Raw genomic sequence first — 26047 nt, forward strand, 5'->3', positions numbered from 1 at the left:
ACCCGGGCCCGGGTACTGCGCGCGGTGGACGAGCTTGAGTACGTGGTCAACGGCCCGGCGAGCGCGCTTGCCGCCGCTACCTCGGATCTGGTGGGCGTGCTCGTCAACGACATCGCGGACCCCTTCTTCGGGATCATCGCCGGCGCCGTGCAGTCCGAGATGGGGTCGGCCATGGGCGCGGAGTCCGGCCGCCACGGTGAAAAGCTCGCCGTGATCTGCAATACCGGCGGCTCCCCGGAGCGCGAACTCAACTACCTGACCCTGCTGCAGCGGCAGCGCGCCGCCGCGGTCGTGCTCACCGGTGGCGCCGTCGAGCACCCCGACCACATGGCCGCGGTCGCCGCCAAGGCGTCCCGCCTGGCCTCCTCCGGCACCCGCGTGGTGCTGTGCGGCCGCCCCCCGATCGAGGACGCGGTCACCCTCACCTTCGACAACCGCGGCGGCGCCCGGCGGCTCACCGAGCATCTGCTGACCCTCGGCCACCGCCGGATCGGCTATGTGGCCGGCCCCGCCGAGCGCACCACGACCCGCGACCGCCTCGAGGGGCATCGCGCGGCCATGTCGGCGGCGGGCCTCGACGAGGGGACGCAGCGGCTGACGGTCCACGGCCTCTACGACCGCTCCTCCGGCTATGACGCCACGCTCGAACTGCTCCGCCGTGACCAGGCGTTGACGGCCATCGTGGCCGCCAACGACACCATCGCGCTCGGTGTCTGCGCGGCGCTGCGCGACCAGGGGCTGCGGATCCCCGACGACGTGTCGGTGGCCGGCTTCGACGACCTGCCCTTCAGCGCGGACGCGGTCCCGGCCCTCACCACGGTTCGACTGCCCCTCCACGAAGCGGGTGCCCGCGCCGGGCGCCTGGCGCTGGGCCGCGAGCCGCAGCCGCCGGGTGGGGTGGCGATGGTGCGCTCCGAGCTGATGGCTCGGGCTTCTACGGCTCCGCCGCGGGCTACCAAGTAGGCCCGCCCGAAGCTGGTCTGACCTCGGCCCCGCGCGGTCTCGCGTCGCTTGGCGGCATGGCCGGATGCCGGGCGCGCCTTTCGTCTCGCGCCTTCGGCGCAATGCGGCTGGCTACGGGAGAGGAGGGGGGCGGCTCGGGTGCGTTGCCGGGCGGCGGGCGGGCTGTCCTGAGCCGGGCGATCCGGCGCCCGGGACACCGGTGGTGTTTTGAAAGTGCTTGATCTGGAGCAAGTATTAGGCCAAGCGATTCTGGGGAGGGACCCATGTCCGACGACCTCGACACCACCATCGACGAGGTGCGCGCCTTCAACCGGTTGTACACCCGGCTCATCGGCGTCCTCGACTATCCGGGCCGGCTGCACACCCCGTACACCCTCAGCGAGGCCCGCATCCTGTACGAGCTCGCCCAGCGCGAGCGCGCCCATGTGTCGGCGCTCCGTAATGACCTGGGGCTGACCGCCGCCCATATGAGCCGGACGCTCGGCCGCTTCGAGGAGCAGGGCCTGATCACCCGCGAGCGCAACGTCCGCGACGCCCGCCACCAGCAGGTCTCGCTCACCGCCGAAGGCCGGGCCGCCGCGGCCGAACTGGATCGGAAGTCAAGGGAGTCGGTCGCACGGCTGCTGGCCCGGCTGGACCGGCCGCAGCTGCGTCGGCTGCGCGAGGCGCTGGCGACCACGCGCGGTGTGTTCTCCGGCGAGCAGGAGCGGGTGCGGCTGCGTGGTCCGGGCCCCGGCGATCTCGGCTGGATCGTGCAGCGGCACGGCGTGTTGTACGCCAAGGAGTTTGGGTGGAATGGTGAGTTCGAGGCTCTGGTGGCTCGGATCGTTGGTGAGTTCGGCACAGATCCGGGGTACGAGCGCGCTTGGATCGCCGAGCTCGGCGGGCGGCCGGTCGGGTCGGTGCTGTGCGTACGGGACGAGGCGCCCGAGACGGCCCGGCTGCGGCTGCTGCTCGTCGAGCCGGACGCCCGGGGGTTCGGGATCGGCGACCGGCTGGTGGGGGCGTGCGTGAAATTCGCCCGCGAGGCGGGCTACCGCGAACTGGTGCTGTGGACCAACGACGTCCTGACCGCCGCCCGCCGGATCTACCAGCGGGCGGGGTTCGAGCTGATCGCCGAACGGCGGCACCACAGTTACGGGGCCGATCTCGTCGGCCAGGACTGGCGGCTCACCCTCCGGGGAAGATGACGTCGCTGCAGGAGTAGAACGACTGGTCCAGGTGGCTGGCCTGCCAGATCATGAAGACGACATGGCGGCCGGTGCGCCCGGAGGCGTTGACCGGGATCGAGACGGTGACCCCGTTGAGCGAGGGGTCGGTGGAGGGCTCCCCGACTCCGGGAGCGATCTTGCCCGTCTGGGCGACCAGTTCGAGGTCGCTCCAGCGCAGCGGCTGGGTGGTGGCGTCGTACCCCTGCTTGGTGACGTAGATGCGGTAGTAGTCGGCGCCGTGCTTGGCCTGGTCGTGGTTCTTGAAGGTAAAGCTGTTGTTGACGGCTGTGGCCTCCCATTTGCCGGGTACGTCCATCGCGTTGTAGCGGCCCGAGGAGGTGTGCCCGCCGCTGCAGAGCTGGCCGTCGGGGAGGGCGGCCTGGTGGTTGCCCGCGACGCCTTCCCGGTAGAGGCCGTTCCAGTTCCACATGGCGTTGGTGTCGGCCTGCCAGGCCTGCCAGCACATGGGGTCCTTGGTCTTCATCTCCGGGTTCTGGAAGTCGCTGCCCCAGCGTTTCCAGCAGCCGTAGTTGCGCGAGGCCGGGCCGATGGCCGAGCCGTGGGCGGCGGCGGTGTCCGCCAGCGGGATGGCGATCATCAGGACGGCGGCGGACGCGGCGGCCGACGCCCGCGCCACCCACCGCCTCCGGTTGTGCTCATGACAAATCATGGCGGCTCCAATGTTCTCCTCTGATACGGGACGTACAAGATGTGCGGGAGCGCTCCCATCGTAGAACCGGGCCCTGTGGGCGGCCAGGGATGCGAGGGGGCGTCATCCGGCCGAAAATCGCTCGCGCCAAGGAGACTTCGCGGGATAAGGAGTGAGCAGTCGGAACGGATACAGAGCATGAGGTACACCCGCTGAGTACGCACCAGGTCATCGAATGGACCGAAGCCGGGCGGGCCCGCGACGCCCGATGGCGCTCCGAGAACGGGGCGCCCCCGCCCCGGCGGGTGGCGACCGCCGACGACCGTATGACGGCCGACACCGCCTACCGCCTGGCCTGCGAGGGCACCGCACTGCTGTGGCGCGGCGACTACCAGGGCGCGCGGCAGCTGCTGGGTGCCATGGCCCGCCGCGCCGACCGCGGCCCGCGCCGCCCGCGCGGGCGGCGCGCCCCCGCGGCCTCCCCCGCCGAGGCCTTCCACCAGCACCGGCAGGCCCAGTCCCGGCGGGCCCGGGTGCTGGGCATGCTGCTCGTCCCGCTGGACGGCGACTACGGCGTGCCGCTGCGCCGCGCGCCCGACGTACGGCAGGCGTGCGCGGAGGCGTACGGACCGGCCGAAGGGCCCTCGGTGACCTCCCTGAGGGAGCTGCTGGGCCTGATCGGCGCGCATGAGTGGCGTACGAAGGGTGTCGCGGTGCCGGCCCTGGGCGGCGACCGGATTCATCCGCACTACGGGGTCTTCTCGCCGGTGCGCGGGGAGTACGTGGACCTGGTGGCCGAGGCGCCGCTGCCCGGCGATTCGTCCCTGGCGTACGACATCGGCACGGGGACGGGCGTCCTGGCCGCCGTGCTCGCCCGCCGGGGCGTGGGGCGGGTCGTGGCCACGGACCAGGACCCGCGCGCGCTGGCGTGCGCGCGGGAGAACATCGCACGGCTTGGTCTGGCCGGGCGGGTGGACGTTGTGCGGGAGGACCTTTTCCCGGGCGGTCGGGCCCCGCTTGTCGTCTGCAATCCGCCCTGGGTGCCCGCCCGCCCCACCTCGCCGGTCGAGTACGCGGTGTACGACCCGGGCGGCCGGATGCTGCACGGCTTCCTCGACAGCCTGGCCGGCCACCTCGCCCCGGGCGGCGAGGGCTGGCTGATCCTCTCCGACCTCGCCGAACACCTGGGGCTGCGCCCGCGCGACGAGCTGCAGGCCGCGTTCGACGCGGCGGGCCTGAAGGTCGTGGACCGGCTGGACACCCGTCCCGTCCACCGCCGCGCCACCGATCCGGACGATCCGCTGCACGAGGCCCGCGCGGCGGAGGTGACCTCGCTGTGGCGCCTTGCGGCGAGGTAGGTGGCAGATGACAGAGTGGTGACCTGATCCATTCGAAGAACCGGAGCCCGTATGCAGCTCGCCTTCTCGACCCTCGGCGTCCCCGGCCTGGCGATCCCGGACGTGGTGCGGCTCGCCGCCGACACCGGCTACCACGGCGTCGAGCTGCGGGCGCACCCCGAGGAGCCGGTGCACCCGGGGATCGGGGCGAGCGAGCGGGCGCGGGTGGTGACGGACTTCAAGGCCGCCGGGGTGGCGGTGCTGACGGTCGCCGGGTACGTACGATCCGCCGCGGCGGGGCCGGACGGGCCGGCGCTGGAGGAGCTGCGGGAGCTTCTGCGGCTCGCCCATGACCTGGGCGCGGCCCATGTCCGGGTCTTCCCCGGCGGCGGTGACCTCGACGCCGCCGAGGCCGACGCGAACGCCGCCCGACGGCTGACGGCCGCCGCGCCGTACGCCGCCGACCTGGGCGTACAACTGCTGCTTGAGACGCATGACTCGCACCGCACCGGGGCCGATGTGGCCCGCGTCCTTCGCCGGGCCGGCCGGGCGGGCGTGGGCGCGATCTGGGATGTGATGCACCCCTGGCTGGGCGGCGAGGATCCGTCCGCCACCCATGCGGCGCTCGCCCCGTACCTGGGCTATGTGCAGGTCAAGGACATCGCCTCGGCCGACGACACCACCCCGCTGCCGCTGGGCGCGGGCGTGCTGCCGCTGGCCGAGTGCGTGGAACTGCTCAGCCGCGCGGGCTGGGACGGCTGGCTGTGCTGGGAGTACGAGAAGCGCTGGTACCCGCAAGCGGCGGAGCTTCCGGGGCTGCTTCCCGCGGCCCGGGACCATCTGCTGCGGCTGCTCGCCGAGGCGGCCTGAGCGACAGCGAGGTCAGGGCCACGCCTCCGACCAGCAGCGCGGCCGCCAGCCAGCGCAGCGGGCTGATGCCCTCGTCCAGCACCAGCGCGGCCGAGGACATCCCGAAGACCGGCACCAGCAGGGTGAAGGGCGCGACCACCGAGGCGTCGTAGGTCCGCAGCAGGAAGTTCCACGCGCCGAAGCCGGCGAGGGTCACGATCCAGGCGACGTAGACGATCACGCCCACCCCGGTCCAGTCGAGCGAGCGCAGCGCCTCCAGGTCGGGGTCCGCGCCCTCGAACATCAGCGACAGCCCGAGCAGCGGCACCACCGGGACCAGGCTCACCCAGACCATGAAGCTCAGCGGTTCGGACGGCGCGGCCTTGCGGGTGAGGACATTGGAGACGCCCCAGAAGACGGCGGCCGCGATGACCAGGACGAAGGCGAGCAGCGGGCCGGACGTGCCCTCGTCGACGGCGGCCACCGCGATTCCGGCGAGCGCCACGGCCATGCCCGCCAGCCGGGTCCGGTTCGGCCGCTCGCCGAGCACCACGGCCGCGAACAGCGCCGTGAACACCGCCTGGACCTGCAGCACCAGCGAGGAAAGACCGGCGGGCATCCCCTCGTGCATACCGATGAACAGCAGCCCGAACTTCGCCACGCCCAGCGCGAGACCGACGCCGAGGACCCACTTCCACGCGACCTTCGGCCGGCCGACCAGGAAGACGGCGGGCAGCGCCGCGACGAGGAAGCGCAGCGCGCAGAACAGCAGGGGCGGGAAGTGGTCGAGCCCGATGTCGATGACGACGAAGTTGACGCCCCATACGGCGGTGACGAGGACGGCCAAGAGTATGTGTGCTGGTCGCATGCGTCGAGGATCACCGCTGCCGACCTTGTAGCACCAGCACGGATTCCTTCATGGTTGGATTCAGCATTGCTGAAAGCCCATGGGACGAAGAACCCCGGAAAGGGAGGGGCATCATGCTGGACCTGGCCCGGCTGCGGGCGCTGCACGCGGTCTCCGTACACGGCTCGGTCAGCGCGGCGGCCACCGCGCTCGGCTACACCCCGTCCGCCGTCTCCCAGCAGATCGCCAAGCTGGAGCGGGAGACCCGCACCACCCTGCTGGAGCGCCAGGGCCGCGGTATCGCGCTGACCGACGAGGCCCGCCACCTGGCCGCCACCGCCCAGCAGTTGCTGACGATCGTGGAGCGGGCCGAGACCACCCTGGAGGAGCGGCGCGGGCTGCCCAGCGGGCGGCTGATGATCGGCGCCTTCGCCACGGCGGCGCGCGGGCTGCTGCCCTCGGTGCTCGCCGAACTCGCCGCACGGCACGAGTCCCTGGACGCCCGGCTCGTCGAGGTCGACCCGCATCTGTCCGTCGACCTGGCGGCGCAGGGGGTCCTCGATGTCGCGGTCGCGCACGACTGGGACATCGCGCCACTGCCCGCCCCCGAGGGCCTGGAGCGGGCGGTCATCGGCGACGACCTGTGCGACCTCCTCGTACCGGTCGGGCATCCGTTGGCCGGGCGCGGCCGGCTGCGCCGCGAGGACCTGCCGGGGCAGCGGTGGATCTGCCAGCCGCCGGGGACGGTGTGCCACGACTGGCTGATCCGGACGCTGCGCGCCTCGGGCCACGAGCCGGACCTGGCGTATCAGGCGGCGGAGAACCACACTCAGATCGCCCTGGTCGCGGCGGGCCTGGGCATCGCCCTGATGCCGCGCCTGGGCCGCGGCCCGCTGCCCGACGGCGTGCTGGCCCTCCCCCTCGAACCGGTGCCGGTGCGCCGCCTGTACGCCCTGTGGCGCACGGGCGCGGCCCGCCGCCCGGCCATCACGGAGACCGTACGGCTGCTGCGCGCCCACTGGCCGCAGCGCGCAGTCGCTTGACCGGGCGGCGTCAGCCCGGCCGGGCGTAGGCGCCACCCACTCGGCGCACCCACGCGCCCATGCGGCGCACCCCCCGGCGCGCCGCCCCGGACCCGCGGCGACCGCTGCCACCATGGCCGTATGCCTCCCGCCCCGCACCACTTTCGCGCGGCCGCGGCCGCGGAACCGGTCCGCGGCGCGGGCCGTCCAAGCCGTGTGCTGTTGGTGAGTCTCCGCAGAGCGGTATCGGCCTCGCTGCTGGCTGCGTCGCTGACCACCCTCTCCACCGCCTGCGGCCAGCAGCATGCCGCCGTCAGCGTGCCCCCCAACCACCGCGCTGACGGCGGCACCCCGAGCTCCCCGCCCGGCACGCCGTACCGCCAGGGCCGCGTCGACTCGAGGCTGGCCTACTTCACGAGCGCGCCCGGCTCGGTCCGGCAGGTGCGGGCGGTGCTGCGCGGGCCGGACGAGCTGAAGGCCTTCGCCCGGCTGTTCCGGGGGCGGGCGCAGGAGATCATCGATCGGGCCGGGGCCACCGACTTCACCCGCACCACCCTGGTCGGCTGGTCCGCGACCACGGGCTGCGCCCAGTGGCCGTCGGCGACTCTCCACCGCGCCGGTGACACCCTGAAGCCCATCGCGGGCCCGCATCCCGAGCCGCCGCCGGAGTGTTACGCGCCCTTCCATGTGATCGCCGTCTTCGAGGTGCCGAGGGACCGGCTGCCCGTGCAGCCGCGCTTCGCCGACTGACCGGCGCGCGTCGCCCAGTCACTCCCGGACATCGTTCGGGCATCGCGCGATCGGTGTCATATGCCGATTGACCGAGACGGTATCGAGGCTGTTCCCCAAGGTGACTTGGATCAAATCAGATTGACGTAGCCTCACTTCCCCCATATTTTCCGCATGTTCGTGCCATGCGGACCACAGCCACCCCCTCCTCGAACCGACGGAAGGAGTGCGGGTGCACGACCCGGCATTCCCCAAGGCGGCCTCCCGCCGCACCCTGCTGACCGCTGCCCTCGCGGCGGCGGCCGCCGCCTGTTCCCCACAGCGGACCTCCGCCGCCCGGGAGGCCTCGCCGACCCATCGCGCCACCGACCCGGCCGGCGGCGGCGCCCAACGCCGGGACCGGGACCGCGACCGCAAGCGGGCCGAGGCGCTGCTGGGTCGGATGACCCTCGACGAGAAGATCGGCCAGCTCTTCGTGGTGCGGGTCTACGGCCATTCGGCCACCTCCCCCGCCCCCGCCGACGCCGCGCAGAACCGCAGGGAGACCGGTGTCGCCACCGCCGCCGAGCTGATCGCGAAGTACCACGCCGGCGGCGTCATGTACGTGGGGTGGGCGCACAACATCCGCGACCCCCACCAGCTCGCCGCCCTCTCCAACGGCATCCAGAAGGCCGCGCTCGCGGGCCACACCCCCGTCCCCGCGCTGCTCTCCATCGACCAGGAGCACGGCATCGTGGCCCGCATCGGCGCGCCCGCCACCCTCCTCCCGGGCGCGATGGCGCTCGGCGCCGGGGGCAGCGCCGCCGACGCCCGTACCGCCGCCCGGATAGCCGGGGCCGAGCTCGCCGCGCTCGGCATCCGGCAGGACTACGCGCCCGTCGCGGACGTCAACGTCGACCCGGCCAACCCCGTCATCGGCGTACGCTCCTTCGGCGCCGACCCGAAGGCCGTGGCCCGGCTGGTCGCGGCCCAGATCGAGGGCTACCAGAGCGCCGGGGTCGCGGCCACCGCCAAGCACTTCCCCGGGCACGGCGACACGTCCGTGGACAGCCATCTCGACCTCCCGCTCATCACCCACTCCCGCGCGCAGTGGGAGCGGCTGGACGCACCCCCGTTCCGGGCCGCCATCGCGGCGGGCGTCGACGCGATCATGACGGCGCATCTGCGGTTCCCCGCGCTCGACCCCCGCGACGGCCCCGCCACGCTCTCCAAGCCCATCCTCACCGGTGTGCTGCGCGGCGAACTCGGCTTCGGCGGCGTGGTGGTGACGGATTCGCTCGGCATGGCCGGGGTGCGGAAGAAGTACGGCGACGACCGGGTGCCCGTGCTGGCCCTGAAGGCGGGCGCGGACCAGCTGCTGAACCCGCCGGACCTGCCGGCCGCCTGGGCGGGCGTCCACCGGGCCGTACGGAGCGGCGAGCTCAGCGAGGCCCGTATCGAGGAATCCGTGCTGCGCATCCTGGAACTCAAGGCGCGCCGGGGCCTGTTGGACCATCCGTACACCGGCGACGGCCAGGTCGCCCGTACGGTCGGCAGCCGCGGGCACCGCGCCGCCGCCGACCGGATCGCCGAGCGCACCACCACGCTGCTCGTCAACGACGGCCACCTGCTGCCGCTGTCCCCCCGCCGCCACCGCAGGCTGCTGGTCGTGGGCCCGGACCCGGCCGCGCCCTCCGGCACCGGCGGCCCGCCGACGGCGGTCCTCGCCCGCGCCCTGACCGCCCTCGGCTTCACCGCCGAGGCCCTGTCCACCGGCGCCGGGCCCGACCCGACGCCGGAGCGGATCAAGGCGGCGGTCGCGGCGGCGCGGGGGCGGGACGCGGTGATCGTGGCGACGTACAACGTCGGCAAGGACTCCCGGCAGCGCGCCCTCGTCTCCGAGCTCGCCGCCACGGGCGTACCCCTGGTGCATGTGGCGCTCCGGAACCCCTATGACATCGCGTACATCGCGTGGCTGACCGGCGCCCCGGGCAAGGCCCCCGCGGCCTCCCTGGCCACCTACTCCTGGACGGACGTCGAACTGCGCGCCGCCGCCCGGGTCATCGCGGGCCGGACCGGCCCGCGCGGCAGGCTGCCCGTCCCCGTACGGCGCGCGGACGAGCCGTCGCGGGTGCTGTACCCGGTGGGCCACGGGCTGTCGTACTGAGCCCGGTCGGACCGATAGGTGAAGGTCAGGACAGCAGCAAGGGCATGTCCCAGCCGGACGGGGTGGTTCCCGACGCGTAGGAATCGAGGGCCAGGGCGACGCCCGCGGCACCGTCCAGGTAGCCCGAGATATCGGAGCCGTAGGGCACCGCTGTCATGGTGAAGCGGTGCCCGAACGGCAGGTCCGGGTCGAAGGCCCTGGTCAACTCGGTGGCCAGCTGGTCCCGGAGGACGTCGATCCGCGGGTCGCCCAGGTGTTCGTTGAGCCGGCCGAGTTGATGCAGGGCGCCTGCCCAGCCGTGGCACAGGGCGTGATCGTGGATGCCCCAGTCGTGCATGGGCAGGGTCAGCAGCCGCTCCACCGACGCTCGCGACAGGGCTGCCCAGTCCTGCCGGCCCAGCGCCAGTCCGGCCAGTTGGAGGGCGCGCGAGACACCGGGGGCGCCGTAGCACCACGACGGCCATCCGGCAGGTTCGCCGTACCCCTCCGGGCCGGCCAGCCACTGGGCGAGGCTGAGATGAGCGGGCCAGAAGACGCCGTGTCCGTCTTTGACCGCCCACCGCACCAGGAGATCCGCCGTGGACTCGATGGCCTCCCGCTGATCCGGGCGCCTGACGCCCTGCTGCCAGGCGAGCGACATCAGCGCGAGAGGGCCCGCGACGCCATGTGAGATGCCGAGGTTGAGGTGGCCGCCGGGAAACGCGGCCTCAGAGCCGATACGCGGCGCGTCCAGCGCCCACCACCGGGGCACCCGATGCCCGCGGTGGCCGACTGTCCCGCGCGACAGGCGGATCAGGTAGTCGAGGACGCTTTCGAGCGCCTCACCGCAGCTCTCGACGCGGGCGAGAAGGTAGCGGCCGACTCCGGTCAGACCGCGGACCACCTCGTAGTGGCCGATGGTGGGAAGTGGGGCGTCGTCCCAGGCCGTGGGCAGTACGGTGCCCACCAGATCGCGCTGATACGCGTCGAGACGCTGGAGCGCGGAGACATAGCCGCCGGTGCCGCGATGGGCGAGCAGCACCGCGAAGGCCAGTGCTCCCGGCCCCTTGAAGATGCCGCTCGGGGCGACGGTCCCGGAGGCCACGGCCCGTGTCGCCACTCCCAGATAGGCATGCGCCCGGGGCGCCTGTTCAGCCGCGCGGTGGCTCACTCCGCTGAACGCGATGGACAGGCCGGGGCTTCCGCTGCCGAGGGTCAGCTCGGCCCAGACGCCTTCGGGGACGCCGTCGTCCGCCGCCTCGGCAGGGATGCGGGTGGCGGCCATGGTGGCGGCGGGGTCGGCCAGCCGGTCGAGGATCTGGGCGGAGACGGCCAGCGCACGGTCACGTACAGCGGCACGGTCACGTACAGCGGTGCGTTCGGGTACAGCGGTGCGTTCGGGTACAGCGGCAGGTGTCCCCGCGGTGGCCCGCTCGCCGCGGGCTGTGCCGCTCATCCGGCCCTCCCGGGGGTCGGCTGGGACGAGGCGGGGCGGTTCGCATGCGCCCTCCTGCCGATGTGGGCGCGGGCCACGCCGCGCAGTACGGCGTATCCACGGGCCTCCGCCGCCCGACCGATGCCGAACAGGCGGTTGTGCCGCATATGGAGGAGGGAGAGCACCGCCTCGTCACGGTCGGCGGGCGAAGCGGCCAGGACCAGGCTGCCGTAGGCGCGCGGCTCCGGAGTCCCGGTCCACAGTCGCTCAAGCGCCGGGGACGACAGCTCCTGGGCGGCCAGGCGGGCGGTCTCGCCGGTCTCGCCGGGGCGGATCAGACGGTGGGCCGACGACCGATGGCGTTGGTATGCGTCGTGTTCCGGTCCTTTGGTGAACATACGGTCCACCCAGGCGCACCAGTCCCAGTCCCCCAGGGAGTCCAGCAGGACAGCGTGGCCCAGGGCAGCCAGCACGTCGTCGGGCAAGGCCGACGCTCCCGCCCGGCGCGCCCGCAGCTGGAGCAGCGCGGAGAGGCTGTCGGTCTGGAACAACCGCTCGGCCGCCTCCTGGGAGGATGCGCCGCCGTAGCGGTCGGTCTCGGGCCGGTACACGTCCAGGGCCATGGTGCGCAGGGCACCGGAAGCGATCGCAGCGCGGATGTGGCGGCTGAGGACGGGCAGGACACGACCGTTCAACGTGTCCGGATCTCCGTGGAAACGCAGCCGCAGATGCGGCTCGGGATCCCGGTAGCGCAGGAAGAACCACCGGTCGACGTCCTGCTCGAGCTCCGACAGCCACTGCGGCAGGTGGTCGGTCAACAGTCCGTCGTGAGCGGCCGGTTCCGCGTACACCTTGACGAACAGCCAGTCCTCGCCGGGCAGGTGGACCCGGGTCGGGGCACGCCGGACCGGCGTGGGGGTGGACGGTGCGGAGGAGCGGCGGGGCTCGGAGGTGCGCACCAAAGGCACCACGATCTCAGTGCTGTGCCCCGCGTTCCAGCCCAGGTGCGCACCGTCGGCGGTGATGTCCTCGTACAGGACGAAGCGGGGCCGCTCGGCGGTCAGTTCGGAGCGCAGCAGGTCCTGGTCCCATGGGTCGCGCAGGTCGATCGGGTACATCTGATCGTTTCTGGCGATCTGCACACGGTCGGGCACCACAAGGCGCCGCCGCCACGCGCGCAGCCCGTCCTGCCACGCGGATCCGCCCTGCGCGCGGGCGGCGTCGCGCAGCCGTCGGCCCGGCAGCCAGCGGCGGGGGGCCGCCAGGACCCGGCCGTAGCGCACCCGGGGCAGGTAGGGAAGGACGTCCAGGCCGGCCCAGTCCCAGCCGGACCATACGCGGGGACGGGCCGCGGCCAGATCCGACAGGAAGCGGGCCACCGGGGGCGCCTGGGCGTCGAGCGCCAGCATATGCGGGAACACCGGCTCGACCTGGCGGCCGGTGGGCTCGTGCAGCAGTCTCAGTCCGTCCGCGCCGGCCGCCACCAGCAAGGTGCGCCAGTCCAGGCAGTGGGGGTCACCGCGGTCGTCGGCGACGCCGATGGGGATGCGGTGCTCGAGCAGGCGCGGCACCTGGACGATGTTGAGCGAACGAGGGTCGGTGGGCGCGACGTCCACCTGCGCCCGCAGGCTGTCAGAGCCAGCGGAGTACGAGACGAGGTGGGCCAGTTCCTCGGTGAGGCCGGTGGTGGCGGCGAACCGGCCCGCGGTGGCGCCGGCCGTCCAGGAGCCGATGTGCGGGCTGCCGAGGAGCTGGAAGTCTCCCCGGTCCAGGGCGTCCAGGCTGTCCGCGAGAATCTGGAAGCACAGTTCAAGGGTGCGCGGCGGCCTGGTGTCGGGGTCGTGTCCCACGGCAGTGGCCAGACGTTCCACGTCGTCGTCGGTGAGCTCGATATCGGTTCCGGCGAGGACGGCCTGCTGGACGAGGTCCGCGATCACACCACGGCGCGGGCCGTCGGCGTCCTCGCCCGGTCCGGTGCGCGGATGGACGGGCGGGTCCGCGTATTCGGGCGGCAGTCCAAGACCGCGGTGCGGGTCGACGAGATCGGCGAGGGGCACGGCCGACGCGGTTCCGTACCGCTCGATGAAGCGGTCCCGGTAGTCCCGCATGTACTCCAGCGTCGTCCACTCGGGCGTCATCGCCCAGATCGCGGCGGCGTAGCGGCGCACCTCCTCACCGACCGTGTGCGGGACGACGAAGTCGGCGGGCATCCGCAGATCGACGTGGACCGGTGGCCGCTGGTGCCCGTCACCGCTCTCCCCGGGGGCGTCGAGGCGGCGGACCCGGTCGAGAAGCGCCTGCCAGGAGGCGAGTCCCGCGCCGGGAGGGTCCTGTTCATGGGCGGCGGCGGCCGAGCGGATCGAGCGCAGCCCCGCGGCCGTGCCGGGAAGGGTGTTCTGGAGCGCGGCCTCGATCCGGTCGAGGAGTTCGTCGTCGATGCGGTGCGGGGTCAGCGAGGTGAGCAGGATGCCGTGCTGGACGAGACCGCCGAGTTGGGCGTCCAGGCGCTCCGGGCCGAGTGTGGGGAAGCGGCGGGACAGCTCGTCGAACAGGGCGGCGTAGGGGACGGGCCCGGCGGTGAGTTCGCGCACCGCGGCGACCAGCGCGTTGTCGCGGACCGAGGTCTGCCGCTCGCCGGTGCGCAACGTCAGCCGGCCGTCCCGGAGGACGCACAGGTCGTTGAGGATCACATCCACCTGGCGGCGCACCCCGGGGTCGGCCAGCCAGGCCGTCACGCGGCGGTGCAGCCAGGCACCGTCGAGGCGGACCGACACCTCGCCGGAGCCCCAGAACCCCGCCTTGGCCGCGGGGCCGAAGCGGGCCCTGCCCACTCCCGCGAAGAGCCCGAAGGGGGTGGGGCGTCCACCGGACCGCCGGGCGTACCGGGTGAGGGTCCGTGCGGCGCTCAGGGTGCGCTTGCGGCCGTAGGCCGCCGCCTCCTCGTCGTCGCCGAGGTGCCCGAGGCTGAGGGCCAGGCTGCCGCTGGCGACGTGGACGGCCTGCTGGAGCAGGGGGTCGGCGGCCAGCCGGCGGATGCCGGGCAGCGGGTCATCGGGGCTGATCACGGCCTCGGCGCGGTCCCGGGGCCTGCTCGCGATCCGCACCAGCACCGGTTCACGTACCTCGAAGAGTTCGAACTCCGGTCGCACGATTCTGTTTCCTCGCCTCGCCTGGGATACAGAAAGCGGGGCAGGCCCTGCCTGCCCCGCCCGGTGGTCCGGCCTCTGCTAACAGCAGACGGGGCAGCGAGTGCCGATCGCGTAGCTGCTCGGCGAGGTGAACGTACCCTGCCCGAACTGCTCCGTCCCCTCCGGAAGGTCGGAGACGCGCAGGTCGAGGTCGAGGTCGAGGTCAAGGTCGTCGTTGTGAAGAACAATCTCAGTGCGCATGCTTCTCCCTGGGTCTGTCAAGGTGCACGGACTGGAACTCGCCGAAGCGCTTGTTCTCCTCGGCAGGCACTACTTTCACTCTCGAATCACCTGTCAGGGAGCCGATTTTCAGCCATGATCTGCGGGGCTGACGCGGCTGCTCTGCCGACTTCGGCCACCTTTCACAAGGCGGTCTTGACGCCAAGGCCCCCGAAGCGCACTACGGCCGCAGGGCCGGTTCGCGCTCCACGTCCCGGCGGTCGAGCCGCGCGTCGTACGAGGCCAGCGGCTTCGCCGCGGGCTCGACGCCCGCCCAGCGCTGCACCGCGGCCGTGGCCTTGGCCTTCTCATCGGCCGCGAGTTGGCTGATATTCGAGCCATGGTTGCCGCCCGCGACGGTGTACACGTAGGAGTCCCGGGAGCCCTTGCCGAGCCGGAACCGCTCCGCGCCCCACGGGTCGTTCTGCCCGTACACGAACAGCATCCGCCGCGCGTCGTGCCGCACCCAGCTGTCGATGTCCCGCATCGCGCCCAGCCGGAACCGCATCGGGATCTCCCGGGGGACGTAGCTGCGCGGGGTGTAGATGCCCGGGTAGCGCAGCAGCCCGTCCAGGTGCGGGGTGTCGAAGGTGGGCGAGCCGAGTTCCGTGCCGGCCTGGTAGTAGTACGGCGTGTAGGTCTCCAGGCCCTGGTCGGTGTAGGCGGCGAAGCCGGAGATGTCGTCGATGAAGGCGTACAGCTCATCGGTCGAGGCGGTCGGCGCGGGCACGTCGGCGCACTCGCTCACCAGGTGGTACTGCCAGAAGGCCCACACCAGGTCGAGGACGACGTTCTCGTACGCCTTGTCCGCACTGCCCACGACCGTGAAGGTCTGGCCCTCGTCGTCCGCCCACTTCTGGTAGCGGGCGACGATCTCGTCGCGCCGCACCAGGGCCTCGCGCTGGACCGCGTTCAGCTTGGTGCGGCACTCGGGCGTGCCGACGGAGGCGAAGAAGCGGTCGTAGGCCGAATCCTCCTTGTTCACCACGTCGTTGGGCGCGACGTAGGCGACGGTGGCGTCCATGTCGCCCGGGTAGAAGCGGCGGTAGTACGTCGCCGTCATGCCGCCCTTGCTGCCGCCCGTGGCCAGCCACCGCTTGCCGTAGACCGGCTTCAGCGCCCGGTAGAGGCGGTGCTGGTCGCTCGCCGCCTGCCAGATGTCGAGCTTGGACCAGTCGGCGGGCTGGGGCCGGGACGGGGTGAAGAAGCGGTACTCCAGCGACACCTGGTTGCCGTCGACGATCTGGGTCGGCTCGCTGCGCCGCGGGGTGGTGTTGACGTTGTAGCCGGAGGTGAAGAACACCGTCGGCCGGTCGGTGGACTTGTGCAGCAGGGTGAACCGCTGCTTGAAGGTGCCCTTGGACGGGTGCCGGTGGTCGATCGGCTGGGTGTAGGTCAGCACGAGGAAGCGATAGCCGTCATAGGGCTTCTCCTCGACGAAGCTCATCCCCGGTATCGCGAGTATTCGGTCCTTGATGTCCGGCTCCGCGGCAGCCGGTTTCGCGGTGATCGGTGCCGCGGTGGCCGGTGCCGCGGTGGCCGGTGCCGCGGTCGCGCTGCCGACGCCCGCGCCGACCGCCCCGACGAGCATCACGAGCGCCAGCAGCCATCTGAGTGCCTTGGCCATTCGCCCTCCCCTTCGGTTCGTACAGATTCAGTTCGCGCGGAATCAGTTCGTACGAATTCCGTTCGCGTAGATCGCCGAGAACCTATCGGGGCACAGGTGAGGCCACCAGACCGGCCAACTGGAGCCTGAATACGGAGAGTTATGGGCTCCGCCCTCTTTCGTAGCGGGCTGTGATGGCTCATCCTGCCTACATGGACCGAGACGAACGGCACGACCGGAGCGAACGGGCCGAGCGGCTGACGCAGTATCTGACCGAATTGCAGGAACGAATCGATCCGCGCTCGCTGGAGTTGCTGATGCGGCTGCTGCGCGAGCTGAGCACCTCACCGGCCGTCCGCGGGGGGACGTACGAACTCGGCATGGGGCCGGAGGAGAAGGAGCTGTTCACCCCCGCTCTGCAGGCGGAACTACTGGTGCTGTTCGGCCTGCTCACCTCCCAGGACGAGCGGGTGGTCGTGGACCTCGGCGACAGCCCGCACGCCAAGGGCATGAAGGTCCTGGTCCCCCAGGACCGGGCGGACGACCCCGACTTCCTGCTGCGCCACAAACAGCGGGTCGCGGCGGATGCGGAGCAGCGGGAACGGGACAGGCGCGAGGTGGAGGGGATAGCCAGGGCAAGCGGCATGGAACCGTGATGTAACGATGGGTAACACCAGTTGAGTGCCGAGAGTCACCACGGGGGTCACGGGCGCAGGCACAAGGCCCGGCCGGACCGGTGCGCCGCACAGCACACCCTCCCGGCCGGACGACGCATCCGGCGCCCGCAAGCTGTCAGCCGACGGCCGTCGGCGCCGTCTCCTCCGTGAAGGAGTGCCCGGTGAAGGTGCGCCACAGCTCGGCGTACCGCCCCTCGCGGGCCACCAACTCCTCATGTGTACCGTCCTCGACGACCCGCCCGTGGTCCAGGACCACCACCCGGTCCGCACGGGCCGCGGTCGTCAGCCGGTGCGCGACGACCAGCGTGGTGCGCCTGCCCGCCAGGCGGTCCGTGGCCTGGTTCACCAGGGCCTCGGTGGCCAGGTCGAGCGCGGCCGTGGCCTCGTCGAGCAGCAGGATGTCCGGGTCGACCAACTCGGCGCGGGCCAGCGCGATGAGCTGCCGCTGCCCGGCGGACAGATTGCGTCCGCGCTCGGTGACCTCGTGCAGATAGCCGCCGTCGAGCGAGGCCACCATGGCATGGGCGCCGACCGCCCGGGCCGCCGCCTCCACCTCGGCGTCGCTCGCGTCCGGGCGCCCGTACGCGATGGCGTCGCGCACCGTCCCGGGGAACAGATACGGCTCCTGCGGCACCACGCCCAGGCGGTTGCGGTACCGGGTGAGGTCGAGTTCACGCAGATCCGCACCGTCCACCCGCACCGCCCCCGAGGAGGGGTCGTAGAACCGCGCGACCAGCTTGACGAGCGTGGACTTGCCCGCGCCCGTCTCGCCGACGAAGGCGACGGTCTGCCCGGCGGGGATCGTCAGATCGACGCCCGCCAGCGCCTCCACAGCGTCCGCGCCGTTCTCGCCGTCTTCCCCGGTTCCCCCGTACCCGAAGCGCACCCCGTCGAAGGCCACCTCGCCGCGCAGCGCCCGCACCTCGCGCGGCGCCTTCGCGAGCGGGGTCTTCGTCGGCTCGCGCAGCAGCTCCTGGATGCGGCGCAGCGAGACGGTCGCCTGCTGGTAGCCGTCGAAAACCTGGGAGAGCTGCTGAATGGGCGCGAAGAACAGGTCGATGTAGAGGAGGTAGGCGACCAGCGCGCCCGCTGTCAGCGTGTTCTCGCCGACCCGCCCGGCGCCGACGATCAGCACCAGCGCGGCCGCGACGGAGGACAGCAGTTGGACGAAGGGGAAGTACACCGAGATCAGCCACTGGCCGCGCACCCGCGCCTGGCGGTACGAGTCGCTGCGCCCCGCGAACCGCTCCCGGCCCGCCCGCTCGCGCCGGAAGGCCTGCACGATACGCAGCCCGGCCACGCTCTCCTGCAGATCGGCGTTGACCACGCTGACCCGCTCACGCGCCAGCTCGTACGCCTTGACGCTCTGCCGCCGGAAGAAGAACGTCCCCACGACCAGCAGCGGCAGCGAGGCGAACACCACCAGCGCCAGCTGGACGTCGATGATCAGCAGCGCGACCAGGATGCCGAAGAAGGTCAGCACGCTGACGACGGCGGTGACCAGACCGGTCTGGAGGAAGGTCGACAGCGCGTCCACGTCCGTGGTCATCCGGGTCATGATCTTGCCGGTCAGCTCGCGCTCGTAGTAGTCGAGCCCGAGCCGCTGCAGCTGAGCGAAGATCTTCACGCGCAGCGCGTACAGCACGCGCTCACCGGTCCGCCCGGTCATCCGCGTCTCGCCGATCTGCGCCGCCCACTGCGCGAGGACGATCACAAGCGCCAGCGCGGAGGCGGCCCACACCGCGCCCAGCGCCATCCGCTGGACGCCCTGGTCGATGCCGTGCCGGATGAGCACCGGCAGCAGCAGCCCGGCCAGCGCGTCGACCGTCACCAGCGCCAGGCTGACCGCGAGCGGCGCCCCGAACCCGCGCAGCAGCTGCCGCAGCCCGTACGCCCGCTCGGGGCGCGCGGCCCGCTTCTCGTCGATGTCGGGGGTGTCGGTGGCGGGCGGCAGCGCAGCGACCTTGGCCAGCAGATCGGGGGTGGCGGGCATCCCGGCGAGCGCCCCGGCCATGCCGGGCCCGGGGGCGGCGGGGGCTCCGCCGCTGACCCGGTCGCGGTCCGCGCCGATGCCGTCCGCCGTGTCGCGCCGCACCCACAGCTCGGGGGTCACGCCATCGACGACGCGCGGCGGCTTGGCGTCGTGCGGCAGCTTCGCGTCGTGCGGCCGGGCCTCGCCGTCGGGGGTGTCGCCGTCTGGCGTGTCGCCGTCCGCGGCGTGGGCGACGGCGGGCGCCGGATGCGGTCCCTCCGGCTTGGCCGCGGAGCTGTGCTCCGCGCCGGGCCGGCCGTCCCTCCGCGCCAGACTGCTGCTGATGACCGCGCGTGCCACAGCGCGGTCCGCGCGAGCGGCCCAGGTCTCGGCCGTGGCCGGGCGGTGGCCGTCCGGGTGCGGCGTGTCGGCCGCGCGGTCGATGTCCGGCTCGTCGAGCGCGCCGTCCAGCCCCGCCGGCACGGCGAGCCCGGCGGCCGAGGCCTCCCCGCCGAAGACTCCGGCAAGGGCGCCCGCGCCGTCGGCGCCCGCCACACCGTCGCCGCCCGCCACACTGCCCGCCGGATCGCGGGTGATGCCGCTCAGCTCGTCCGGGTCGGTCAGCAGCCGCCGGTACAGGGCGCTGCGCTCGCTCAGCTCCTCGTGGGTGCCGACGTCGGCGAGTCGGCCGCGGTCGAGTACGGCGATGCGGTCGGCGAGGGCGAGGGTGGACAGGCGGTGGGCGATGAGCAGGGTCGTACGGCCTGCCATGACGCCCCGCAGCGCCTCGTGGATCTCGTGCTCGACGCGCGCGTCCACCGCCGAGGTGGCGTCGTCCAGGACGAGCAGCCGCGGGTCGGTGAGGATGGCGCGGGCCAGGGCGACACGCTGGCGCTGGCCGCCGGAGAGGGTCAGGCCCTGCTCGCCGACCTCGGTGTCGTAGCCGTAGGGGAACGCGGAGATGAAGCCGTCGGCCTGGGCGGCGCGGGCCGCGGCGCGGATCTGCTCGTCGGTGGCGTCCGGCGCCCCGTACGCGATGTTGGCGCGCACCGTGTCGGAGAACAGGAAGCTGTCCTCCGGCACCAGCCCGATCGCGGCGCGCAGCGACTCGTACGTCAGCTCGCGCACATCGTGGCCGCCGATCCGCACCGCGCCCGCCGATACGTCGTAGAAGCGGGGCAGCAGCAGCGAGAGGGTCGACTTGCCGCTGCCGGACGCACCGACGACCGCGAGCGTCTCGCCCGGCTCGATCCGCAGGGACAGATCGTCGAGGACCGGGCGGTCGGGGTCGTAGCCGAAGGTGACATGGTCGAATTCGACGGTCGCGGGCGCGTCGGCCGGCAGCTCCCGGGCGTCGGCGCGCTCCTCGATGGCGGGCTCGGTGTCGATCAGCTCGAAGACCCGCTCCACACCGGCCCGCGCCTGCTGCCCGACCGTGAGCACCATCGTGAGCATCCGGACCGGCCCGACCAGCTGTGCGAGGTAGGTGGAGAAGGCGACGAAGGTGCCGAGCGTGACCTGCCCGCGGGTGGCCATCCAGCCGCCCAGCGCCAGCATGGCGACCTGGCCGAGGGCGGGTACGGCCTGGAGGGCGGGGGTGTAGCGGGAGTTCAGGCGCACGGTCCGCAGCCGGGCGGCGAACAGCCGGCGGCTGACCTCGCGCAGCTTCCCGGTCTCCTGCTCCTCCTGCCCGAACCCCTTGACCACGCGCACCCCGGTGACCGCCCCGTCCACGACCCCGGCGACGGCCGCCGCCTCCCCCTGCGCGTACCAGGTGGCGGGGAACAGACGGGTGCGGCTGCGCGAGGCGAGGATCCACAGGGCGGGGGCGAGGGCGAGCGCGATGACGGTGAGCAGCGGTGAGAGCGCCGCCATCACGATCAGCGAGATCACGAAGAGCAGAACGTTGCCGATCATCATCGGCGCCATGAACAGCAGCCCCTGGATGAGCTGCAGATCGCTGGTGGCACGGCCGACGACCTGCCCGGTGCTCAGCTCGTCCTGCCGCCTGCCGTCGAAGCGGGAGATCGCCGCGAACATCTCGGTGCGCAGATCGTGCTGTACGTCCAGCGCGAGCCGGCCGCCGTAGTAGCGCCTGATGAAGGTGAGGCCGTAGACGACGACCGCGGCGACGACCAGCAGGGTGGCCCACGGGGCGAGCGAGCGGTCCTGCTTGACGATCACATCGTCGATGATCAGCTTCGTGACGAGCGGCACCAGCGCCGTGACGGCCATCCCGCCGAGCGAGGCGCCGAGGGCCAGAGTCACGTCACGGCGGTACCGCCAGCAGTAGCGGATCAGCCGCCGCGCCCAGCCGTCCTGCCGCGTCTCGCCCGGCCGTATATCCGCCTCGTCCGCCATCGCGTCCGCCACCCGTGACCTCCCGGTCTGCCTTTGCTACCGGAATGCACCAACGCTCTGGTGTGCGGATTTCATCCTGCCGCAACAAAACGGGGTCCAGGGGCTCGGCCCCCGGACCCCGCCGTGACGTGTGGATTCCGCCCCCTACGACTACGACTACGACCCGCTGCTCGGCAGCTTGGCGGTCAGCGCGTACAGGCGGGTGATCTGCACCACGTTCGCGTTGTCGTCGCTGACGAGCAGGAGGTTCAGCTTGCCGTCGGGGGTGTGGCCGGTGACGGTCATGCCCTCGATGTTGTCGAGCAGCTTGTTGTGCTGGGGCTGCTTGGCGGGCGCGCCGAGGTCGGGGCACGTGACGAGATCGGCGAGCAGGGTCTTCTTCACGAGGTGGGCCGATCCGGGCAGGTTCTCGGTATCGGTGACATCGGTCGCCTCACTCAGGTCGGCGAGGTAGAGGCGCGCGCTGTTGCCCTGTGGAGAATGGCCGCGTTCGAGGACGAGGAGACGGCCGTCGGGGGTCGCGGCGATCTCGGAGATGCCAAGGTCCTTGTTCGCGTTGTCGGGATTCTTGTCGATCGGGTAGCCGTACTGCGCGGCGATCTTGAAGTCCTTCGCTGCCTGGCCCTGCCCCCGATGCCAGCTCTGCAGCCGCACCAGCGTATGCCCCGCGGTGTCCTTGCCGTCCCCTTCCAGCGGCCCCTCCATGGAGGCGATGAGGGTCTGGCCGCCGGGCTGGAGGGTCAGCCCTTCGAGGGTCAGGTTCCTGTCAGGGGCCCGCCCGGCGGGCTTGACCAGCAGCCTCTTGGGCATGTCCAGCTTGACGGGATTCCTGCCGGACTCGTCGTAGAGCCGGATGGACGGCTCGATCTCGGAGGTGACCAGGCGGGTCTTGTCGCTGTCGATCACCACGGCCTCGGAGTCGAGTGAGGGATATCCCTGCTCGTCCCTGAGGTCGGTCACCCCGATCGGCTCAGCACTGGGATTCCCGTCCTGGCTCTGTACCTTCAGGCGGAACAGCAAGGACCGGTCGGAGACCGCGGCGATGGAGCCGTCGCTGTCGACGGCGAGGCCGGAGAGGTTTCCGACGTACCTCTTCTTGTAGAGGCGATTGTCGAGGCCGTCGGAGAAGCCGTCGACGTCCACGTTGTCGGAGCACTTGTGGTCGTCGTTCTGGGCGCGGGCGGTCGCGCTGCCACCCGCGACGCCCAGGGAGCTGCAGAGCGCGAGGGCGGCGGTGGCGGTGGCGAGTGCGATACGGAGATGGCGGCGCATGGGCGTTCCTCCTGCGATGGAATGCGGCCTGAGCAGCGCGGCTGAGTTTGCCGACGCGGCTCGGGACGCTAATTCGCCCACCTGGAGCCCGAGTTGAGCGCCGCGCTAGGCCGCCGCACCCTCCCCCTCGGATGTGAGCGTGACCGCCGCGCACCGTCGGGCCAGCTCGTCCATGGGCAGCCCGAGGGCGCCGGCCAGGGCGGCGACGGTGAAGAAGGCGGGGGTCGGGGCCCGGCCGGTCTCGATCTTGCGGAGGGTTTCGGCGGAGATCCCGGCCACGGCGGCGACGTCGGCCATGCTGCGTTCGCCGCGGGCCTGGCGGAGGAGGAGGCCGAGGTACCGGCCGCGTTCGCGTTCCAGCGGGGTGAGAGGGGTGCGCACCATACCCGTGATACTAATACCGGTATAAGAATTGTGTCGAGGTACCCGTATCGCAGGGAGGCCACCATGGTGGAGATCAAGACCGACGCGTCACTGGACGCCATGCGCGAGGCGGGGCGCGTCGTCGCCGCCGCGCTCGCCGCCACGCAGGAGGCCGCCGCGGTCGGCGTGTCGCTGCGCGAGCTGGACGAGGTGGCGCGCGCGGTGCTCGCCGAGGCGAGGGCCGAGTCGCCCTTCCTCGGCTACCGGCCGCACTTCGCGCCCACCCCCTTCCCGGCCGTGATCTGCGCCTCCGTGAACGACGCGATCGTCCACGGCATCCCCAACGGCTACCGGCTGCGCGACGGCGACCTGGTCAGCATCGACTGCGGCGCGATCGTCGACGGCTGGGCCGGCGACGCCGCCGTCAGCTTCATCGTCGGCACCCCGCGCCCCGCCGACCAGCGCCTCATCGAGGCCACCCAGCAGGCCCTGGCGGCGGGCATCGAGGCGGCCGTGGTCGGGGCCCGCATGGGGGACATCGCACACGCCATCGGCACGGTCGGGCGCGCCGCGGGGTACGGCATCCCCGAGGACTTCGGCGGCCACGGCATCGGCCGCCGGATGCACGAGGACCCGCCGGTGCCCAACGAGGGCCGCCCGGGCCGCGGCTACCCGCTCCGGCACGGGCTGGTGCTGGCCATCGAGCCGATGTTCATGGCGGGTGGCCTCGACGCGTACACGACCGACGCCGACGGCTGGACGCTGCGCACCCCGGACGGCAGCCGCGCGGCGCACAGCGAGCACACGGTGGCCATCACGGAGGACGGCCCGCGCGTACTGACAGCGCTGTGACGGCCCGCGCGTGGTGAGGCCGCTGTGACAGCCCGCATGTACTGACGGCGCTGTGCCCCGTACCGTTCCGTCGGGCTCCTGACGCACGATTCCTGGCGCACGAGCTCCAACTCCCGTCGGCTAGGATCCCCGCGTGGACACCTACTGGCACGCTGTAACACCGCCGCCGTGCGCCTGATCGGGCGCACGCGCTGAAAGCTTGATCCCACTGCCGCTCCCGGCCGCCGCCACGCGCTGATCGCGCGGGCCGCCCGGGGCCGCTGTCGTGCGCCCGTTCTCGAATCCAGCCTCTTGACGGTTTCGACAACGGAGTTCACGACTGTGGCTCAGCACACCCCTGCTTCATCCGGCGTGTCCCCTTCATCCGCGACTTCCCCCGCGCCTTCACCCGCGCCTTCACCCGCGTCACGCCCTACGTCCCCGCGTCCCCATCCCAACCGCCTCATCGACGGCCCGCTGCCCATCCTCACGGCGGCGATGCTCTGGGGCACCACCGGAACCGCCAGTTCCATGGCCCCCTCCGGCACCCCGGCAGCGGCCATCGGCGCCGCGAGCCTGGCCCTGGGCGGGCTGCTGCTGTTCCTCACCACGCGCGGGCGGTGGACGCTCTTCACCGCGTCCACCGGCGCGGAGCGGCGGCTCCTCGCCCTCGGCGCGCTCGCGGTGGCCGGGTGTCCGCTCGCCTTCTACCCGGCCGTGGCGCGTACGGGCGTTGCCGTGCCCACCGTGATCGCGCTGGGCAGCGCGCCGGTCTTCACCGGGCTGCTGGCCTGGGCCACGGGCCAGGCCCGGCCGACCGTACGCTGGGCCGTCGCCACCCTGGCCGCCGTGACCGGCTGCGCCGTCCTGGTCCTCGGCCCACAACTCACCGGGGAACCGGCCCACATGGACGCCACCGGCATCGCGCTCGCCGCGCTCTCGGGGCTGTCGTACGGCACGTACTCGCTCATCGGCGGGCGTCTCATCGGCCGGGGGCACCCGTCCTCCGCGGTCATGGGCGCGATGTTCGGCGTGGCGGGGCTGCTGGCGCTGCCCGTCCTGCTCGCCACCGGCACGGCGTGGCTCGCCACGGTCCGCGGCGCCGCGGTGGCCCTCCACCTCGGGGTGTTCCCCACGTTCCTCGCCTACCGCCTCTTCGGCCACGGACTGCGCCACACCCCGGCGTCGGTGGCCACCACCCTCAGCCTGGCCGAGTCCGCGGTGGCGGCGGTGCTGGGCGTCGCGGTCGTGGGCGAGCGGCTGCCGATGGTGTCCTGGTGCGGGCTGGTGATCCTGGCCCTGGGCGTGGCGCTGCTGGCCGCGCCACGGCGGGCAGGCCGCCGCGGCCCCGGCTGACCCAACTGCCCCGGCTGGCCCGGCTGGCCCGGTCCGGTGTTGCGGTGGGGGGTTACCCCCACCCCCACGTGGTGGCCAGCCGGATGGGCGGTGACATGCGCGTGCGGCGATCGTGTGTCCATCGGGAATCGACCCGGAAGACCATGTGAACGATCAGTCAGGGGAGACAGTGACTCGTCCCATGAAACACGCCCTCGCCCGCCGTACGCTGCTCACCGCCGGCGCGACCGCGGCCGCCGCGGGAATCGGATGGGGAGCCGCGGGAACGGCCGTCGCCGACGGGCGGGGGCGGCGGCCGGTGGCGCAAGAGGCGGTGGACGCCGAGGTGGCGCGCCTGGAGCCCGGGTTGATCGAGCTGCGGCGCGATATCCACCAACACCCCGAGGCGCCTGGCCAGGAGGAGCGGACCGCGGGCGTGGTGGCCCGAGAGCTGCGGGCCGCCGGGCTGGCCGTCGCCACCGGGGTCGGTGGCCACGGCGTCGTCGGCGTGCTGCGGGGCGCACGGCCCGGCCGCACCGTCGCGTACCGGGCGGACATGGACGCGGTGCCGCCCGGGGACATCGTCGGGGGCGGCCCGGCGGCGGCCCACCTCTGCGGCCACGACATCCACACCACCGTGGCCATCGGCGTAGCGCAGGTCCTGGCCCGGCTGCGCCGGCACCTCAGCGGAACGGCCGTGTTCCTCTTCCAACCCGCCGAGGAGGCCCTGGCCGGGGCGCGCGCGATGATCGACGCGGGTGTGCTGGAGCGCACCCGCGTCGAGGAGATCCACGCGCTGCACTGCGGTCCGTTCCCGGTGGGCCGGTTCGCCGTGACCCCGGGCTACGGGCTGCCGGGCCAGGACCGCGGGGAGGTGACCCTCTCCGGTCCTGACGCCCCCGACGCCGCACGGCGCCTGGCCGCCGAGATCGGCGCGCTCGCCACGGTGGCACCGCCGCAGACCCCCGCGGACCTGGAGCGGATGGTCGCCGACCTCCAGACGCCCGACGGACCGCTGGCCCGGTTCGTGGCCGTCCGGGCCAGCGGTCCGTCGGG

The 26047-nt window shown here is 72.7% G+C and carries 19 protein-coding genes and 1 pseudogene; 11 read left to right on the forward strand and 9 right to left on the reverse strand.

Features of this window, described 5'->3' with window-relative positions:
• Positions 1-963 (forward strand): LacI family DNA-binding transcriptional regulator (locus CCN51_RS24430; RefSeq protein WP_086860093.1); only part of this gene is annotated, 963 nt, incomplete at its 5' end.
• 263 nt (positions 964-1226) lie between these two features.
• On the forward strand, positions 1227-2153 hold the full coding sequence (locus tag CCN51_RS24435; RefSeq protein ID WP_014179528.1) for a bifunctional helix-turn-helix transcriptional regulator/GNAT family N-acetyltransferase: 927 nt from the start codon (positions 1227-1229) through the stop codon (positions 2151-2153).
• Here CCN51_RS24435 and CCN51_RS24440 read toward each other — a convergent pair.
• On the reverse strand, positions 2134-2844 hold the full coding sequence (locus CCN51_RS24440) for a lytic polysaccharide monooxygenase auxiliary activity family 9 protein (protein ID WP_043487563.1): 711 nt from the start codon (positions 2842-2844) through the stop codon (positions 2134-2136). The two genes, CCN51_RS24435 and CCN51_RS24440, sit on opposite strands and share 20 nt — an antisense overlap.
• A 305-nt stretch (positions 2845-3149) precedes the next feature.
• On the opposite strand from CCN51_RS24440, the gene CCN51_RS24445 reads away from it, so the two are divergent.
• Positions 3150-4181, forward strand: a complete 1032-nt coding sequence (locus CCN51_RS24445) for a methyltransferase (protein ID WP_405383999.1) — start codon at positions 3150-3152, stop codon at positions 4179-4181.
• 51 nt (positions 4182-4232) lie between these two features.
• Positions 4233-4907 (forward strand): annotated as a pseudogene (locus CCN51_RS57825) (sugar phosphate isomerase/epimerase family protein); the annotation flags it as partial.
• On the opposite strand, the gene CCN51_RS24455 reads toward CCN51_RS57825, so the two are convergent.
• Positions 4897-5877, reverse strand: coding sequence for an EamA family transporter (locus CCN51_RS24455; RefSeq protein ID WP_193383746.1), 981 nt, complete (start codon positions 5875-5877; stop codon positions 4897-4899). The pseudogene CCN51_RS57825 and the gene CCN51_RS24455 sit on opposite strands and share 11 nt — an antisense overlap.
• Before the next feature lie 113 nt (positions 5878-5990).
• On the opposite strand from CCN51_RS24455, the gene CCN51_RS24460 reads away from it, so the two are divergent.
• From CCN51_RS24460 to CCN51_RS24470, 3 genes are all read left to right on the forward strand, one after another.
• Positions 5991-6899: a LysR family transcriptional regulator gene (locus tag CCN51_RS24460; RefSeq protein ID WP_014179523.1), complete on the forward strand. Its 909-nt coding sequence runs from the start codon at positions 5991-5993 to the stop codon at positions 6897-6899.
• A gap of 204 nt (positions 6900-7103) precedes the next feature.
• Positions 7104-7628, forward strand: coding sequence for a hypothetical protein (locus CCN51_RS24465; RefSeq protein ID WP_143675881.1), 525 nt, complete (start codon positions 7104-7106; stop codon positions 7626-7628).
• A gap of 211 nt (positions 7629-7839) precedes the next feature.
• Positions 7840-9753: a glycoside hydrolase family 3 protein gene (locus CCN51_RS24470; RefSeq protein ID WP_014179521.1), complete on the forward strand. Its 1914-nt coding sequence runs from the start codon at positions 7840-7842 to the stop codon at positions 9751-9753.
• A 25-nt stretch (positions 9754-9778) separates the two neighbouring features.
• Here the strand turns inward: CCN51_RS24470 and CCN51_RS24475 are convergent, their stop codons facing one another.
• The 4 genes from CCN51_RS24475 to CCN51_RS24490 all read right to left on the reverse strand — a co-directional run bounded on the left by CCN51_RS24475 (position 9779) and on the right by CCN51_RS24490 (position 16201).
• Complete coding sequence (locus CCN51_RS24475) at positions 9779-11188, reverse strand: lanthionine synthetase C family protein (protein WP_014179520.1); 1410 nt, start codon at positions 11186-11188, stop codon at positions 9779-9781.
• Entirely contained in the window at positions 11185-14316 is a 3132-nt protein-coding gene (locus CCN51_RS24480) for a lantibiotic dehydratase (protein ID WP_014179519.1), read from the reverse strand. The genes CCN51_RS24475 and CCN51_RS24480 overlap by 4 nt, the downstream gene beginning before the upstream one ends.
• A 78-nt stretch (positions 14317-14394) precedes the next feature.
• The gene (gene lanA, locus CCN51_RS24485; RefSeq protein WP_014179518.1) at positions 14395-14556 is read right to left on the reverse strand and encodes an SCO0268 family class II lanthipeptide; all 162 of its coding nucleotides are present in this window, start codon (positions 14554-14556) and stop codon (positions 14395-14397) included.
• Between the two features lie 199 nt (positions 14557-14755).
• On the reverse strand, positions 14756-16201 hold the full coding sequence (locus tag CCN51_RS24490; RefSeq protein WP_014179517.1) for a S28 family serine protease: 1446 nt from the start codon (positions 16199-16201) through the stop codon (positions 14756-14758).
• Positions 16202-16392: 191 nt separating this feature from the next.
• Between CCN51_RS24490 and CCN51_RS24495 the strand changes: the two genes are divergently transcribed.
• Entirely contained in the window at positions 16393-16836 is a 444-nt protein-coding gene (locus tag CCN51_RS24495) for a hypothetical protein (protein ID WP_014179516.1), read from the forward strand.
• A 136-nt stretch (positions 16837-16972) separates the two neighbouring features.
• Here CCN51_RS24495 and CCN51_RS24500 read toward each other — a convergent pair whose 3' ends face one another.
• The 3 genes from CCN51_RS24500 to CCN51_RS24510 form a co-directional block, all read right to left on the reverse strand.
• A complete protein-coding gene (locus CCN51_RS24500; RefSeq protein WP_055414296.1) occupies positions 16973-21190 on the reverse strand; it encodes an ABC transporter ATP-binding protein in 4218 nt (1405 codons plus the stop codon).
• Between the two features lie 156 nt (positions 21191-21346).
• A complete protein-coding gene (locus tag CCN51_RS24505) occupies positions 21347-22462 on the reverse strand; it encodes an esterase-like activity of phytase family protein (protein ID WP_014179514.1) in 1116 nt (371 codons plus the stop codon).
• Between the two features lie 105 nt (positions 22463-22567).
• Complete coding sequence (locus CCN51_RS24510) at positions 22568-22846, reverse strand: helix-turn-helix domain-containing protein (protein ID WP_014179513.1); 279 nt, start codon at positions 22844-22846, stop codon at positions 22568-22570.
• 63 nt (positions 22847-22909) lie between these two features.
• Between CCN51_RS24510 and map the strand changes: the two genes are divergently transcribed.
• The 3 genes from map to CCN51_RS24525 form a co-directional block, all read left to right on the forward strand.
• The gene (gene map, locus CCN51_RS24515; RefSeq protein WP_014179512.1) at positions 22910-23677 is read left to right on the forward strand and encodes a type I methionyl aminopeptidase; all 768 of its coding nucleotides are present in this window, start codon (positions 22910-22912) and stop codon (positions 23675-23677) included.
• Positions 23678-24028: 351 nt separating this feature from the next.
• Entirely contained in the window at positions 24029-25012 is a 984-nt protein-coding gene (locus tag CCN51_RS24520) for a DMT family transporter (RefSeq protein ID WP_043487558.1), read from the forward strand.
• A gap of 181 nt (positions 25013-25193) precedes the next feature.
• Positions 25194-26047 (forward strand): M20/M25/M40 family metallo-hydrolase (locus CCN51_RS24525; RefSeq protein ID WP_143675882.1); only part of this gene is annotated, 854 nt, incomplete at its 3' end.

It is taken from the genome of Streptomyces milbemycinicus (assembly GCF_002154605.1).
Lineage (GTDB): Bacteria > Actinomycetota > Actinomycetes > Streptomycetales > Streptomycetaceae > Streptomyces > Streptomyces milbemycinicus.